The organism is Desulfosporosinus sp. I2, from assembly GCF_000960765.1.
GTDB lineage: Bacteria > Bacillota > Desulfitobacteriia > Desulfitobacteriales > Desulfitobacteriaceae > Desulfosporosinus.
Window position 1 is genome coordinate 22,525 of record NZ_JYNH01000028.1, and the last position, 16,631, is coordinate 39,155.

Annotated in this window: 13 protein-coding genes and 1 pseudogene; 4 read left to right on the forward strand and 10 right to left on the reverse strand. The window is 39.7% G+C overall.

What is annotated here, in order from left to right:
* Positions 1-60: 60 nt before the first annotated feature.
* Together UF75_RS26955 and UF75_RS09050 are read left to right on the forward strand one after the other, a co-directional pair.
* A complete protein-coding gene (locus tag UF75_RS26955; protein ID WP_242860176.1) occupies positions 61-261 on the forward strand; it encodes a GGDEF domain-containing protein in 201 nt (66 codons plus the stop codon).
* A 131-nt stretch (positions 262-392) separates the two neighbouring features.
* Positions 393-1,589 carry an anaerobic nitric oxide reductase flavorubredoxin gene (locus tag UF75_RS09050; RefSeq protein WP_045574282.1) on the forward strand — a complete coding sequence of 399 codons (1,197 nt, stop codon included), beginning with the start codon at positions 393-395 and terminating at the stop codon, positions 1,587-1,589.
* A gap of 132 nt (positions 1,590-1,721) precedes the next feature.
* On the opposite strand, the gene UF75_RS09055 is transcribed toward UF75_RS09050, so the two are convergent.
* On the reverse strand, positions 1,722-2,882 hold the full coding sequence (locus UF75_RS09055; protein WP_052693084.1) for a metallophosphoesterase: 1,161 nt from the start codon (positions 2,880-2,882) through the stop codon (positions 1,722-1,724).
* Positions 2,883-3,210: 328 nt separating this feature from the next.
* Here UF75_RS09055 and UF75_RS09060 point away from each other — a divergent pair, with 328 nt between their 5' ends.
* Entirely contained in the window at positions 3,211-4,374 is a 1,164-nt protein-coding gene (locus UF75_RS09060; RefSeq protein WP_045574283.1) for an amidohydrolase, read from the forward strand.
* A 272-nt stretch (positions 4,375-4,646) separates the two neighbouring features.
* Here the strand turns inward: UF75_RS09060 and UF75_RS29950 are convergent, their stop codons facing one another.
* The 8 genes and pseudogenes from UF75_RS29950 to UF75_RS09100 form a co-directional block, all read right to left on the reverse strand.
* Complete coding sequence (locus UF75_RS29950; RefSeq protein ID WP_242860173.1) at positions 4,647-4,802, reverse strand: hypothetical protein; 156 nt, start codon at positions 4,800-4,802, stop codon at positions 4,647-4,649.
* 35 nt (positions 4,803-4,837) lie between these two features.
* A complete protein-coding gene (gene nspC / locus UF75_RS09070; RefSeq protein WP_045574284.1) occupies positions 4,838-5,977 on the reverse strand; it encodes a carboxynorspermidine decarboxylase in 1,140 nt (379 codons plus the stop codon).
* Between the two features lie 9 nt (positions 5,978-5,986).
* Positions 5,987-7,186: a saccharopine dehydrogenase family protein gene (locus UF75_RS09075; protein ID WP_045574285.1), complete on the reverse strand. Its 1,200-nt coding sequence runs from the start codon at positions 7,184-7,186 to the stop codon at positions 5,987-5,989.
* A gap of 184 nt (positions 7,187-7,370) precedes the next feature.
* Complete coding sequence (locus tag UF75_RS09080) at positions 7,371-8,105, reverse strand: TPM domain-containing protein (protein ID WP_242860174.1); 735 nt, start codon at positions 8,103-8,105, stop codon at positions 7,371-7,373.
* A gap of 67 nt (positions 8,106-8,172) precedes the next feature.
* Complete coding sequence (locus UF75_RS09085) at positions 8,173-8,724, reverse strand: LemA family protein (protein ID WP_045574287.1); 552 nt, start codon at positions 8,722-8,724, stop codon at positions 8,173-8,175.
* A gap of 107 nt (positions 8,725-8,831) precedes the next feature.
* A pseudogene (locus UF75_RS09090) lies at positions 8,832-11,931 on the reverse strand (efflux RND transporter permease subunit).
* Between the two features lie 14 nt (positions 11,932-11,945).
* Entirely contained in the window at positions 11,946-13,103 is a 1,158-nt protein-coding gene (locus UF75_RS09095; RefSeq protein ID WP_045574288.1) for an efflux RND transporter periplasmic adaptor subunit, read from the reverse strand.
* 38 nt (positions 13,104-13,141) lie between these two features.
* Complete coding sequence (locus UF75_RS09100) at positions 13,142-13,768, reverse strand: TetR/AcrR family transcriptional regulator (protein WP_348983040.1); 627 nt, start codon at positions 13,766-13,768, stop codon at positions 13,142-13,144.
* 351 nt (positions 13,769-14,119) lie between these two features.
* Here UF75_RS09100 and UF75_RS09105 point away from each other — a divergent pair, with 351 nt between their 5' ends.
* Entirely contained in the window at positions 14,120-14,653 is a 534-nt protein-coding gene (locus tag UF75_RS09105; RefSeq protein ID WP_045574290.1) for a hypothetical protein, read from the forward strand.
* 125 nt (positions 14,654-14,778) lie between these two features.
* Here the strand turns inward: UF75_RS09105 and UF75_RS09110 are convergent.
* A partial coding sequence (locus UF75_RS09110) for a sigma 54-interacting transcriptional regulator (protein ID WP_045574295.1) occupies positions 14,779-16,631 on the reverse strand: 1,853 nt, incomplete at its 5' end.

The window sequence follows — 16,631 nt, forward strand, 5'->3', positions numbered from 1 at the left end:
GTTTTTCCCTTTCTTAAACTACTTTTCACTTTACAGTCTTTGTAAATTAATTCGTTGATTGTGCAGGATTATCGTATTCCTCATCCCCATTCCTCAGTCACACCAAAAGTAACTATTAGTTTAGGAGTAGCCATTGGATATGGTAATTCTGTAATCTTACCTGAAATGTTAATTGAAACCGCAGATCATGCCCTTTATCAAGCAAAACAAGATGGTAGAAATCGCTATAAATTAGCGACTGACCAAATAAGCGTTCTTTAAAGTATTAAAAACTAAGTCTATTTATAATTGAAGCTTTATCGAAATTAGTGTAAACTAAATAGAAATAGTTTGTTTGTAAATGATGCTTAAAATTCATCAATAACATTATTTAATAGGAGGGTGTTTCATAAATGAGTTTTGTAATTAACAAGAGTGTAACTTGGGTTGGCAAAATCGATTGGGAACTAAAAAAGTTTCATGGAGATGAATACTCTACACACCGAGGATCCAGTTATAATTCTTACCTTGTTCGAGACGAAAAGATAGCCTTGATTGACTGTGTTTGGACGCCCTTTGCCAAGGAATTTGTGGCTAATTTAAAGAAAGAACTAGATTTAAATACAATTGATTACATCATTGCTAATCATGGTGAACCCGATCACAGTGGGGCATTACCGGAACTAATGAAGGAGATTCCTAATACCCCTATTTATTGTACTGCCAATGCCATGAAATCCTTAAAAGGCCAGTATCATCAAGATTGGAATTTCGTACCTGTCAAAACAGGGGACAAGCTAAGCCTAGGATCGAAAGAGTTTGTTTTCGTCGAGGCCAGAATGCTCCATTGGCCTGATACAATGTTTACTTACTTAACTGGGGATAATATCCTCTTTAGTAATGACGGTTTTGGTCAACATTTAGCTTCTGAGCACATGTTCAATGACTTAGTCGACCAAGCTGAATTATATCAAGAAGCCATTAAGTACTATGCCAATATCTTAACTCCGTTTAGTAAGTTTGTGGAAAATAAAATCAATGAAATCTTAAGCTTTGACCTACCTGTCGATATGATTTGCCCGAGTCATGGTGTCATCTGGCGGGATAATCCCTTGCAAATTGTCCATAAATATATGGAATGGGCTAAAGATTATAAAGAAAATCAAATTACCATCATTTACGATACTATGTGGAACAGTACTCGAAAAATGGCCGAGAAAATTGCCGCAGGTATCCGATTAAGTGATACAGATGTAACGGTTAAGTTGTTTAATTGCAATTCTACCCATACCGATAAAAATGACATTATTACTGAAGTCTTTAAATCCAAGGCAATCATCGTAGGTTCCCCGACTATTAATAAAGGAATCCTTTTCTCCGCCGCGGGAATATTAGAAATGATTAAGGGATTAGGATTTAAAAATAAAAAGGGTGCTGCCTTTGGTAGTTATGGCTGGAGTGGCGAAAACACTAAACTTATTTCAGCTGAATTAGAACACGGCGGATTTGATCTACTGAACGAAGGGTTAAAGGTAACCTGGAACCCAGATGACGATAGCCTCATTAAGTGTCAGGACTTCGGTCGAAGTATTGGAGAAATGCTCAAGTAAACAAAGATATAGAAAACCCCCACTTTCGGTGGGGGTTTTTCGTGCTTCAAATTGAGAACTTCTTCATTAAGTATTTCTTTTGGGCATAGCCAAAGGTTTTCTTCAGAGTCTCGACAAAGTTCAGCTTTTAGCTTAATGGTTTAACGTTATTGTAATATCTACAATTTCCGGTTTGTTTCCGATCCGTACTGGTGGACCCCAAGTACCATACCCTGAAGAAACAATCAGTTGGAAATCTCCCTTACGCAGGTATCCCCAGTCATCTTCAAAAATTCGCTCTGTAATAAATTGAAAGGGAAACATTTGTCCACGATGCGTATGTCCAGACATTTGTAAATCTATGCCTTGTTCTGAAGGCTCTGATAACTGTGACGGTTGGTGGTCCATTAAAAGGATTGGCAATGAATGATTGAAACCCTGCATTAAGGTTTTAAGGTCTTGTCGTTTGGCACCGCTATAGCGAGACCCCGACTTATCATCCCGCCCGATCAAGTAAAAAGCACCATTGATCTCTTCGGAACTGTCCCTTAAGACCTTCACCCCTGCCTTACCTAGGTATTTGATCGCTTCTTCAGCATTGCCGCCAATGTACTCATGGTTCCCTAAAACCGCAAAAACTCCGTATTGAGCACTTAGTCTGCGAAAGTTATCGGAAACTTCCTGTTTATTCGAGGACTCGATATTTTCATCAAACACATCCCCAGCAAACAAGATCAGGTCAGGCTTAAGTTCATTAATCGTATTCACCATTTTAGTCAGATGCTCATTATGAACAATCGTCCCTAAATGAATATCGGAAACCATGACAACATGCAATTGTTGAAGAGAGCCAGCCTGTTTAGCAATCGATATATCATAATGGTTAACTTGAGGATGACGGGCATTCCAAGCTCCATAACTCACAATACCAACGACTAAGATTAATATAGTTAATCCCAAAGCCGGGTTTAAACTTTGTTTTATCCCCAGCGGCACAAATCCAATCCACCTATCCAGCAAGCGTAGTATATCTAGCGCTGTGATCAACAATAAGGAGTATAACATAACTGGCAGCCAATAAACCCCCAGCACGTTTAATCCTTCGAATAAAACTGTCGGAAGATACTTCTCAGCTAAACGACTCAATAAATAGGCAAAGGAAATTAGTAAAAAGATCAGCCAATATACCTTTGAACTTAAAAAAGGTAAATAACTGAATAAAGCCTGCCACCCTCGCAGACCCACATAATAATTGAAACCACCATAAATTGTCAGCATTAAAGCAATAACCAAAAGAAAGAAAGGATTCATCATCTTGATGTTCTACCTCCGACCTAAATTTTGCACAGTAGTTATTAAATTATGTATAGGGGTAATTATATAACTTTTCATGGTATACGTCACATGTTACTAACTAATAAATCGATCTTGATGGGTTCCAAACACTGAGAAGAATTGAATCGCGCTGAGGAGCATAAAAGTCCATTTCATGGTAACCCTAATAATGTTAAAAAGAACGTTATTCATGAAAAATTCAAATACTGCAGCGCTGCAAATCTATAATTAAAGTTATTACTTATTCGATGAGGGGGATCTCATAAAAAGGGATCTCCCTTGAATTTTAAAAAAAGGAGGGGATTCATTGAACTCGTTACTTCTAAAAAATTGTCTCATAGTGCAGAGTAATGGCGAAACAGAAAAAAAGGATATCTTAATTCAGAGCGGAAAAATATCTTGTATTTCAGATACCCTATTTTCCGATGGCAGTTCCGAAATCATGGATATAGAAGAACACTATGTCTTGCCAGGATTTATCGATTGCCACACTCACTTAGGAATAATAGAAGAAGGTACTGGGAAAATAGGCGTTGACAATAATGAAACATCCGACGCTATTACACCGCATTTAAGAGGGATTGATGCCGTTAATCCTTTAGATATTGCGTTTAAAGATGCTGTTAAGTCCGGTGTTACCAGCGTTATGACTGGCCCAGGAAGTAATAATGCCGTAGGTGGTCTAGCCTTAGCCATAAAAACAGCGGGTCATATCCTCGATAACATGATCTTAAAGAACCCAGTTGGCCTAAAAATTGCCCTCGGTGAGAATCCGATCACGACGTATGGTAAAGATAGTAAATGTCCTGTCACAAGGATGGGGACTTCTGGCTTAATTAGGGAATTGTTTATGAAGGCAGAAGATTATATGGTTTTAAAAGAAGAAGGCAAAGTTAAGTATCGTGATATACGTTTAGAGGCTGTTATTCCAGTGCTCAAAGGGGTTATGCCCTTACGGGCTCATGCCCACAGGGCTGACGATATTATTTCGGCAATACGCATCGCCGAAGAGTTTAAGATTAATAAACTGGTGATTGAACATGGTACAGAAGCAGATTTGGTTAAGGAATACCTCAAGGAACGAAAGATCCCGGTTGCGTTTGGCCCCATGTTAACCCCTAGGATTAAAATGGAACTAAAAAGTCGCAACTATAAAACTGCCATTAATTTAGTTGAAGCTGGCGTAAAAGTAGCCCTAATTACTGATCATCCCTACAACTCAATTGACCAATTACGCACTATTGCTGCCTTAACCATTGCTGAAGGTCTAAAAAAGAAAGACGCTCTTCATTTATTAACCTCACATCCAGCAGAAATAATTGGATGTGGTGATAAGGTTGGTGAAATAACGGCTGGATATGATGCCGACCTTGTTGTCTATAGTGGCGATCCGTTTGATATAAATTCTAAAGTTTTATTTACTTTTATAAATGGTAGACTTGAATATTCTAAAACAAAAGGGGTATGTTAAAAAGTCATAATGCACTTATGCTTCCAGAAAGTATATAACGACAAGTTATTTCATTCATCAGTGGTGCCGCGCAGCGGCATGGGGGTCTGACTAGTACAAAAAAGAGGTTAGGCTTGCGCATTGAGCACAGCCTAACCCCTTAAGCCCCATTATCTATCAAGCATTTTTCTTATCAAATTCCTTGAGCAGAATATTTTCTGGTTAAATTCATTCTTTGAATATGACATTGGTAGGAATCTCTCGACTTTATCAAGATGTCTATCCATTCTTCATTAGAAAACAAGGCTGTCATCTGGGTTCGACCCTCTAACATTAAAAAAGTATCGATTCGGATAGTCCGCCTCAATGACATCTAAAATTCCTTTCGGAAAATCATGAACATAGTTCTTTTTATGATTTGTTCTTTTATAATCCGCTAAATCATACATAAAAAACCTCACCAGCAGGATATCTTATTTCTTTATCAGGATAAACGGGTTTTAAAATCCTCATAACCAAATTGCCTGATAATCTTAATACCTTCTTTTGGACTAAAAAGTGCAATAGCAGGGAGATTCACGCCGTTAAACATATTGTTCTTCACCATAGTATAGTGGGCCATGTCACAAAATACAAGCCTATCGCCTAATTTTAAAGGTTGTCTAAACGAATAATCGCCGATAATATCTCCGGCAAGACAAGTTAGCCCACCAAGTCTGTAGGTATAAGGGTATTGACCCGGCTTTTCAGCATCGATAATAGTCGGTCTGTAAGGCATTTCTAGGACATCCGGCATGTGACATGCTGCTGAAGTATCTAAAATGGCAATTTCCATGCCATTGTCTACAATATCAAGAACTCTGGCAACAAGGAAGCCTGTGTTCAAAGCCACAGCTTCCCCTGGTTCTAGGTAAATATCCACTCCATATTTATCCTGTAAAAATGTTATTGTACGAACCAAGGTTTCAAGATCATAATCTGGTCTTGTAATATGATGCCCTCCGCCTAAATTGAGCCATTTCATGGGCTTAATAAAGTCCCCAAATTTTTGATCAACCACTCGAACTGTCCGCTCAAGGGTATCTGAATTCTGTTCGCACATAGTGTGAAAATGTAGCCCCTCAATGCCATCAAGCTCTTCATTCTGGAAATTGGCCAACGTCACTCCCAATCTCGAATTCTGATAGCAGGGGTTATAAATAGGGGTCTCGATCTCCGAATACTCCGGATTGATCCTGATTCCACAGCTGATCGTTTTGGCTTTTATGGTTTTAACTTTGTCCTTGAATCGATTCCATTGTTCAAACGAATTAAAGGTAATATGATCACAAGTGCCAAGAATTTCATCAAAATCGTTTTCCACGTAAGCAGGTGCATAAATATGAACTTCTTTTCCCATTTCTTCATAACCCAACCTAGCTTCAAACAATGAGCTAGCCGTTACGCCTTTTAGATATTTGCCCACTAAAGGAAATACGGAAAACATTGAAAATCCTTTTTGGGCAAGAAGAATCTTGCATCCCGTACGTTGTTGGACAGAATGCAATATTTCCAGGTTTTTTATAAGAAGTCTTTCATCCAAAATATAACAGGGTGATGGCAGGTCATTAATATCAATGTCCATTAATACACCTCAATCAAGGAGAGTTGGCGAGAACGATTCCTGCCAAGGTAGACCATATTGATTTAAAGCCTCCATGAACGGATCAGGATCAAATTCTTCAACATTAAAAACGCCTGGTTTTTTCCAAATACCTTTGAGTATCAACATTGCTCCAATCATTGCCGGAACCCCTGTTGTATAGGAAATAGCTTGTGACCCCACCTCAGCATAGCACTCTTGGTGATCACAAATATTATAGACATAATAGGTTTTTGGCTTTCCGTCTTTAAGCCCTTGCATAATACAGCCAATATTGGTTTTCCCTTTAGTTCTCGGCCCGAGGGATGCAGGATCAGGCAGCACAGCCTTCAAAAAATGCAAAGGAACTATTTGTTGACCCTCAAATTCTATAGGCTCAATTGAAGTCATGCCTACATTTTCAAGGACTTTTAAATGATTGAGGTAATTATCAGAAAATGTCATCCAAAATCTAATCTTCTTAATTCCCTTGATATGAATGGCTAGAGATTCAAGTTCTTCATGATACATAAGATAGATACTTTTGGGGCCAATCTCCGGAAGATCATAGACTTTTTTCAATGAAAGAGGGGCAGTTTCGACCCATGAACCATTTTCAAAGTACCTTCCGTTGGCGGTAATTTCGCGAATATTGATTTCAGGATTAAAATTTGTAGCAAAGGGATAGCCATGGTCCCCTGCGTTGGCATCAACAATATCAATAGAATGAATTTCGTCAAAATAATGTTTCTGGGCATAAGCACAAAACACGCCAGTCACCCCAGGATCAAAACCGCTTCCTAACAAGGCAGTTAACCCTGCCTGAGCAAATTTTTCTCGATAAGCCCATTGCCATTTGTATTCAAATTTAGCAATATCCAGAGGTTCATAATTTGCAGTATCCAGATAATCAACCCCAGTAGCTAAGCAGGCATCCATAATGGTCAAATCTTGATAAGGAAGCGCAAGGTTAATGACTATATCCGGCTTAAAGCTTTTAATCAAGTCGATGACCATCTCAGTATTATCCGCATCAAGTTGAGCTGTTTGAATTTTGGTACGGCTTCCAACTAATTTTTTCTTTATCGCATCACATTTCTCGACAGTTCTGCTAGCTATACAAATTTCCTCAAATATATCTGGATTCTGGCAACATTTATGAATAGCAACACTAGCAACTCCGCCAGCACCGATAATTAAAGCTTTTCCCATTTCAGCACCCTCTCTAATACTTTTACAACAAAGCAAATTATACCTAACCCACTCAAAATAATCAATTAAAACTATAAAAACTATAAGTAAAACTTTCTTTCTTCCTCTTCCCATATATCGTTAGCTATTATGACTGAAATTATAAGAAACAAGGGCTGAATTTAATAATTCAACCCTTGTAGGATTACCAACGTCTGGAGCTGCCTCCTCCGCCACCTGAACCACCCCCACCACCGAATCCGCCGCCACCGCCACCACCGCCTCTGCCACGGAGTAGAATTCCTAAAATTAATCCAAAGAAAAAACCATTAAAGATACGCTGATCAACAAAAAACAACAGTAGAATCAGGATAAAGAAAATAACTTTAGCCCAAGTTGGTAGGGACTTACTGGCGGTGGCTGAAGAGGAAGTTGAAACGGCTGACGCATGGGGCATGTTTTCTAGAGTTACTTGATACTCTTTAGCAACCTCCTGGGTTAAAGCACTGTATCCATTTAGGATTCCCAGATTATAATCATTCTTTTGAAAGTACGGAATCATATACTCATCCTGAATCTGGCCTGTCTTGGCATCCGGCAAGGGTCCTTCTAACCCGTACCCGACCTCAATCCGCGAAACTCGTTCCGTTGGAGACACAAGAATAAGCAGCCCATTGTTTAACTGCTTATCTCCGATCCCCCATCCTCTCAGGATCGCTAAGGCATATTCCTCTGGTGATGCCCCGTTTAGACTGTTTACCGTAACTACCACGATCTGTGCTTTCGTTTCTTTCTCTAGCGCGGCAGACGTTCGAATAATTGTTTGTTCCGTTGATTGATCTAGAACGTTAGCCTGATCTAAAACGAAAAATTCACTGCTCGGTTGGGGAATGGAACTGCTTGCCGCCCTTAGGGGAGCTGCTATGGTAAGTAAAAACAATATTGTTATTACAAGAAGGGGTATCCTCCTCATTGGGCCTCATTCCCTTCGTTAAAGCCTTTTTCTGTTAGAATTTAACGGCTGGAACATTGTTTACATTAGCATTGGGCTTAAAGTAATCTCTTTGTCCAAAGCCAATAATTCCAGCATAAATAGAAGTCGGAAATGTCTTGATTTTGGTATTATAACTCTGAACGGTATTGTTGTAATCCATTCGAGCGGTCGCAATGCGGTTCTCCGTACCGGCCAGCTCATCTTGTAAGGCACGAAAGTTAGCATCCGATTTGAGTTGTGGATAACTTTCGGATATAGCCAATAATCTCCCTAGAGCCCCTGTTAATGCCTGATCTGCCTGAGCTGCATCTCCCACAGTCTTGGCACCATTCAATTTTGCTCTTGCTTCAGCGACCGCAGTAAAAACTTCTTTTTCCTGCGAAGCATATCCTTTTACGGTCTCTACCAAATTAGGGATCAAATCCGCTCTGCGCTGCAACTGATTTTGAACCTGACTCCAGCTCCCATTGACACCTTCTGAGATAGTTACCAGATTATTGTACCCAGAGACTAACATTACGCCCAAAAGGACAATTATTCCTAATGGAATTAACCATTTTTTCATCATGAACCCCTCCTATTGTTCTTCCCAAATTCACTTTTAGTTTAACATTTGATACAAACTCTAACAACCCACACCAGAGAATATGCAATAGCTGTGGAAATGTCCTTTTAGTTCAACGATATATCTCTTTTTTCGTATGCAGTTTTTTTAGTATTTCTGCGGAACTTTTTCTTCATATCATCCAGCAGAGAATAAACCACTGGAACGATAAAGAGGGTCAAGAGCGTTGACGTGATCAAACCACCAATGACTGCATGCCCCATTGGCGCACGCATTTCTGCCCCGGCTCCATTTGCAATGGCAACGGGAATCATACCGAAGATCATGGCCAGAGTCGTCATGAGAATAGGTCTTAAGCGGACGGCACCAGCTTCAATCAAAGCTTCTTTTACACTAAGTCCTTCATTCCTTCTCTGCTTTGTAAAGTCTATGAGCAGAATACCATTCTTAGCTACTAGTCCCATAAGCAGAATGATTCCAATGAGGGACATAATGCTCATCTCACTACCAGCAATATACAGTCCAAGAACAGCACCGATTAGCGCCATTGGCAGCGAAAACATGATCGCAATGGGATCCAAAAAGCTTTCAAACTGCATGGCCATAACCAAGAACATGAACAATATACCCATTAGGAGCGCGGTTACAAGACTAGCGAAGCCTTCCGACATAGCCTCGTTCATTCCTCCATCCTTTACAATAACTCCCTTTGGAATATCCAGACCGTCCTTTAGTTTGTTCCTATACTTTTCTAAAAAATCCCCCACGGCTATTCCTTCTACATTCGCAGAAAGCTCAATCTGCCTAAGCCTATCATATCTGTGAATTGAGGAATACGAAGTGGAAAGAACTTTTTTAGTAACATTGGCAAGTGGTACCAATTTTTCATTTACGCCGTTTTTATCAGTTGAGCCACTTACATAGATACCGTCCAGATTATCCAAGCTCTTACGCTGATTGTCTGGCAAGGATACCCGAACATTATACCTATCACCTGCGTACTCAAATTTTCCGGCATCAATTCCGTCAAAAAGCGCCTGTATAGTCGCTGCCGCAAGTGATGTATTAACCCCAAGATCAGAAACCTTATCTCTGTCAACTTCTAATTTTGTTTCAGTTTTGCCGGTTTTAACATTTATCGCCACATCCTTTGCATGAGGATCCTGGCTCAATATCTGTTTGGCTTTCATTGCAAAACCCTGTAGCGCCTCGTCGTCATTACCCATGATAACAAAGGAGACATCCTTACCTTCACTGGGTCCTAAAGAACCTGCTTTTACGGCCAGTTCAATTCCAGCGATTCCTTTTAAGTCCTCCCTCATTTCTGAAGCGATCTGTTTAGACGATTTTTCCCGCTCTTGTTTCTCTGTCAATTTCGCATAAATTGAAATATGTTCAGAACTCACAGTAGTATAAACATGAGTGACTTCAGGATACTTTTTAAGCCTCTCTTCAATTTCTTTAGCTTTTTCCCCTCCAGCCTGCAGGGTCAAACCCGAATCCGTATCCGCGCTTACAGTGATGCTCCCTGTATCAGTGGAAGGGACAAAGCTGAAGCCCAACAGAGGAACCAACCGAATACTAGCGACAAAAATTATAATCGTAAAGACTAGGGTTATAAGGCGATGACTAAGAATAACTTTCAAAAGTTTTGAATATTTGTCACCCAACAAATCAAATTTGTCATTAAACCAGTCTAAAAAATGTCCTACAAAGGATTTTTTTCGTCTTTCTCTCAGCTTTTAACAATCTGGAGGACATCATAGGCACTAACGTTAAGGATATAAACAGTGAAACCAGCATGCTAAATGCGACGGTAAGTCCAAATTCAATAAAATATTTTCCGATAATCCCCGAAACCATGGCGATTGGCACAAAAACCGCGACCACTGCAAAGGTTGTTGCCATTACCGCTAGCCCAATTTCTGATGCAGCCTCCCGGGCTGCCTGTATGGGCGGCTTACCCATATGTAAATGACGGACAATATTCTCGATCACCACAATGGCATCGTCAATCAACAACCCAACCGCTAGCGACAGGGCCATCAGTGACATGGTGTTAAGAGAAAAATTCATGACCTTCATGGCGATGAACGTTGTTACAATAGAGGTCGGGAGTGAAATTCCACTGATCAAGGTACTTTCCCATTCCCTCAAAAAAAGGAACACAATAATGACCGCCAGAATACACCCTTCAAGGATGGTCTTTACGACTTCATTAACCGAATCACGTATAGACACAGAATTATCCGAGACAACATCGATGGTTATTCCTTGAGGAAGAACTCCCTTAATAAGCTCTAATTGCTTTTTTACATTATCTGAGACAAGTACCGTGTTAGAACCCGACTGTTTAACAATATCAACACCAATGGCCTCTTTGCCGTCATAATAGGAGATACTGTCCCTATCTTTAGTTCCGTCCGATACCGTAGCAACATCACGAACCTTAATCTCACGACCCGAACGTACCCCTACCGTAATATTGTAAAAATCCTCTAGACTCTTAACATTGTTGTCGGTCCGAAGGGATATTTCACTTTGCCCATCAGTAACCTTCCCGCCCGGTCTTTCCATGTTGCCATTTTGGATTGCACTTACCATCTCAGCTGGAGCCAGACCATAGGCGGCTAACTTATCTAGATCCGGTTTGATCTTTATCTCCCGTTCCTCTTTACCGTATACCTTAACCGAGCCTACACCACTGACAGTGTACATACTCTTTGTGATAACATCATCCACAATCTTGGTAATTGCACGATTATCCATTGTACCGCTCACTGCCAGTGATAAAATAGGCTGAGCTTGAAAATCATATTTTGCAATAATCGGCTCATCTATGTCATTAGGGAGGCTTTTCCTTACCGAACTAACTTTGTCCCGCACTTCCTGGGCAGCAACATCTGGCGATTTTTCTAAGTCAAATTCAACTATTACGTTGCATAAGCCTTCACTGATATTTGTATAAATATGCTTTACACCAGAAATTTGCCCTATGGCTTCTTCAACTTTCTTTGCCACATTGGTTTCTATCTGGTCGGGGGCAACACCATGCTGTTCAACTGTAACTGTAACATAAGGAAAGTCTGCTTGTGGCATATCATTAATGTTTAATCCTTTATAGCAGAGCATTCCTACAACAAGGAATACTATGATGATAACGGTAATAAATACAGGTCGTTTTATACTAATATTTGCAACAAACATCCCTTAGCACCCCCCTATTCTGACACCACCGTGATCTTATCACCCTCTTGAATCATGTTCAGGTTCGTCGATATAATTGATTCATTCCCTTGAAGTCCTGATTTGATCTCTGCCTGATTGTTTACCAATTTTCCAACTGTTACTGCTTGTTTTTTGGCAATTCCATTGTCATTTATGTATACGGAATAATTGCCTTCCTTCCCGGCTATCAACGCTACAGGTATAACAAAATTCTGGACCTTTGCATCGTTCATTAACGTAACTTTAGCAAATACCCCCGGTTTTAAGGACAACTTCTCATTATTCAATTGGATCTTCACCTTGAAAGCTCTGGAAGATGAATCGGCAGAGGAATTGATGCTTTTTACTACACCTTCATAGGTATTAGTATCATCTTCATTTAGCTTTAATTTAGCCTTTTGTCCTATTTTTATAGTCTGAATTTGATTTTGGTCTATTTCGATAACGGCATCCATCAATGAAATATCATTAACCTTTCCCAGAACGTTTCCTGGTGTAAGGAACTGTCCAAGTTTGACATTTTTCGAGTCCATAACGCCAGTGATTGGAGCTCGGATGATCATATCGGCCAATGTAGTTGTTAAATTGTCAATATTGGTCTGCCCCGCTTGAATATTAGCTTGACCTGAAGCAATGTCTGCCTTAATCATTTTCAGAGAAGTTTCTGCATTATCTAATTCAACCTGTGCAACAGCACCTTGCTGCGCTAATATTTTTGTCCGTTCGTAAGCGCGTTGAGTATTTTCGAGGCTCGCCTCTGTCTTTTGCAGTGACGCCTTTGAAACCTCCAACTGGCTTTCAGCGGACTTTATCTGGTTCTTAATATCCTGATCATCTAAAATTACAAGTGTCTCACCCTGAGTGACTTGTTTTCCGTCTTCAAATAAAACACTGACTACTTTTCCACTATTCTTCGAACTTACAATTCCCTCCTGATCAGCTTCCAACGTTGCTTTAAAGTATGAACTTTCGCTTTGCGCCTCTTTTGGCCTAACTACTTCCACTGCAACCTTGTCACTTGTAACAGGTGCCACACTCTGATTATCCTTGGCTCCATAGATCGATTGAATTTCGTTGCGTTTAAAAAATGCAACTCCACTTATAAAAATAACTACAATTATCACGACTGAGATCATTCTCTTTTTACTCATACCTTCACCCTTCTTTAAGACTGAATAGAATCCAATCCTTACTTTGTTATAGCCCCTACTCCGTTAAGTATAAAATCAATTATTTTTTCCCTGTCAAGATCTTTCTGTTGCTGTGACCAGCAATCATCCATTATGTGCACTTTTAAAATACAATAAGAGCCAATCATTTCAGGTATAAAATTCGCTGCAAACTCCCAATCAAATTCCCTGAGAATTCCGTCTGCAAAGCCCTTTTCAAAGAGGTCCCGCAATAAATTTACAGATTCCTCCCTACTACTCAAAATCATCGCGAATAACTTTTGCTTCACTTCGCTGCTCATTTCGAAGATTTCGCCAAACATCATAAACTTGAAGAGAAATCCAGCCTCTTCGATCGTTTCCTGGGTAAACCTAATAATTTCGTTCAATATTTCCCGCAGCGTAACTTTATCGCAAATTCTACTATTTATTTCATGAAAGATGCTATTTGTTATAGCCTTAACTACCTGTATAAACAAATCTTCTTTGTTTTGAAAGTATTCATAAAGGGTTCCTTTTCCCAGTCCCGCCTTTACTGCAATATCCTTCATATTGGCATTTGTAAAACCATTCTCTCTAAACACTTCAAATGCCGCATTTAGAATGGTCTCCTCTTTGTCTTTCAGCCGTGCCATATTAACCTCCATTCAGAATAATGTCCGACCGTTCGGTCAATCTAATTATGGTTAATTTATCCTGACATGTCAATATCCTAAAATCGTTTCTTGGTCGTCCATTGTTAACAATTTTTATCCGAAAAGTTTACACACCGTTGACTAGTTAACACCTGTTACTATGAAAATGGCTATTTTCTCTATAGTTTAAGTTGGCATGCTTCTTGCAATATATATTCTCGTAATGTCAATAGACTAAGCTTGTGAATTTATGTTATTTATAAAACAACAAGCGGATATTAAAAACATAAGGAGGAGGAATAGCTTTTCAGTTGGGTTTCTTATATTACAGAACAGAGCAATATCAAAGGAGGACTTATATTTATGACAACATATTTTGATACGGTAAAAGAACAATTTAAAGATCGAAAAGTGGCTTTTCTAGTGATTGTTTTCACAGTAGCAAGACTAATTTATGGATTGGCGTGGGTTGAATCTGCATCGCACAAAATAGTATGGTTTTCGGATGGTAAACTTAATTCGGCTGCAAAAATTGGAAGTCTCATTACCAACATAGCCGGCCCAAAAGTTACTAGTTTTGATCCACTTTACATTAATAAAGCCTTTGCTTGGGTTGCACAAAATATCTTTTTAGGTATGCCAGGAGTGACTGATACCTTAGTCGTGGTTTTTGAATTTTTAGTAGGTATTTCCATGATACTAGGATTTCGGATATTCTGGTTTGCGCTTGTAGCAATGTTCATGAATGTACAGTTTCTAGCTGGTGGCTCCTTTAATAACTTCGGTTATATTTGGACTAACTTAGCATTTCTTAAATTTGCTCAATATGCTGAACTTCTTGGTGTCGATGGATTCCTGAAATACAAAAATAACAAGGACTTACTTAGGAAGAAGTAAGCAAAACTTAGGAGTTGTTACCGGAAAGTAAGTAGAAATAGCTGATGACTAGCGCCTATGGGTATTATGTTGATTAATGCCTTATAGGCGTTTTTTTTATATTAATATTAATAACTAAACTAGGTTTATGGTTGAAGGCCAAGACGTTTTAATTTTTTCCATAAGCCAGTGCGTGTAATCCCTAAAAAATTAGCGATGGCAGTCTTATTTCCCTCAAATTCGATTAACAACCGTTCAAGTTTCTCATACTCGGTCTCTGCTTCATTGGCAGCTAAAGTATACAATTCCGGAGGAAGATCCCGGGAGTCTATTACTTGACCTTCTGTGAAAACAAACAGTCGGTTGATTACATTTTGAAGTTGGCGAACATTACCGGGCCAAGAATATTTTAGAAACTGGGTTTTCGCTTCTGAGGAGAGATGCTTAACCGGCATTCCATGTGTTCTAGATAGAAAACGAAGCATGTTGTCGGCTAAATCAAGGATATCCATACCACGTAGTCGCAAGGGAGGAAGCTTTATTTCAATAGCATTTAAGCGATATAGTAAGTCTTCTCGAAATTCTCCTTGTTGGAGCATCAGTTTTAGATCACGGTTTGTTGCTGAGATAATTCTCACATGTACTGGTATAGGTTTATTTGACCCGAGTGGCTCGACTTCTTGTTCCTGGACCACTCGTAAGAGCTTTGCTTGTAATTCGGGTGACAGCTCCCCAATTTCATCCAGAAAAATAGTCCCCTTGTCCGCTAAGAGAAATTTTCCTTTTTTGCCGCCCTTCAATCCTCCAGTAAAGGCACCTTCGTTATAGCCAAAAAGCTCTGACTCTAAAAGATTGGGTGGAATTGCCGCAGAGTTAACAACAATAAACGGGCCTTTGGAGGAAGGACCAGACTGATGAATCGCTTTGGCAAACAGTTCTTTACCGGTTCCTGTCTCCCCTGTAATCAAGATCGGAAAATCATATTTTGCCGCTATTGAGGCTTGGTGAACAGTATTCCGAACAACTTCTGATGAACCTATAATCTGTTCAAACCCCTTTGGAACGGAGGAAATTTGTAACCGCTTCGGACTTGTTTCAATCTGGATACCAATGGTCATATTCGAAAGAATACGTCCGAGATGGTCTGAGGCGAACTTAAAAATCCCTGCTGCAGCTAACGATAAAGCAAATTCGTCTGAAGTTACCCCGGTGAGTGCGGCAATGATTTTCCCTTCTTGGTTTTCAATGGGTGCATACAGAATCGCCGTTATGCCTTGACCAACTATCCCTAATTCAATATTTTGAAAACGGGGATCGGCAAGATTAAAGGCGACAATACTCTTTGACTTCATCATCTCTTGAATTCCGGTATTTGAGAGAGGGGTACATTTGCCTTGTCCCTTAAAAGTTTTACAGGCTCCTGCAATACAAGAACACTCTTCCTTTTCCTGATCGATAAGACAAATTCCAACACGCTCTATCTTAGAGTTTAGGCCTAATTGGGTACAATATTGATTCAAGAATTCATAAGTAAAGCGATCCTGAACAGAAGATATTAACGTCTGAAGCAAGGTTGATGTACCCAAGGTTTGAAACTCATGCTGAAGCTGGACACCCGCATAGAAATAAGACAAGGCTACTAATTTTGAGAGAATCTCAAAAAACATGGCATCTTCGATCTGAAATCGTCCTGCCTCCGTACTTGCTAAGAGAATCGCCCCTATCACCCCATGATCGAAGACAATCGGGACTCTGAGAATGGAGCGGAATCCGGTTCGATAGAGTTGGGGATCTTCGCGAAAAGAGAATACCTCTGGGGACAAGGTTTCAACAAGATGCACCGCTTCATTTTGGACTATCCACCCTATGCCAAGGTTTACTATAGAAGAATAGGCGGTATGTAGAGTTCCATCAATTTCCAATCCAACAGAATATTCATAAGTATACTTGAGAAGGATTGGATCGACCCTCATCAAATCAAATCGTTCAAACGTTGCTG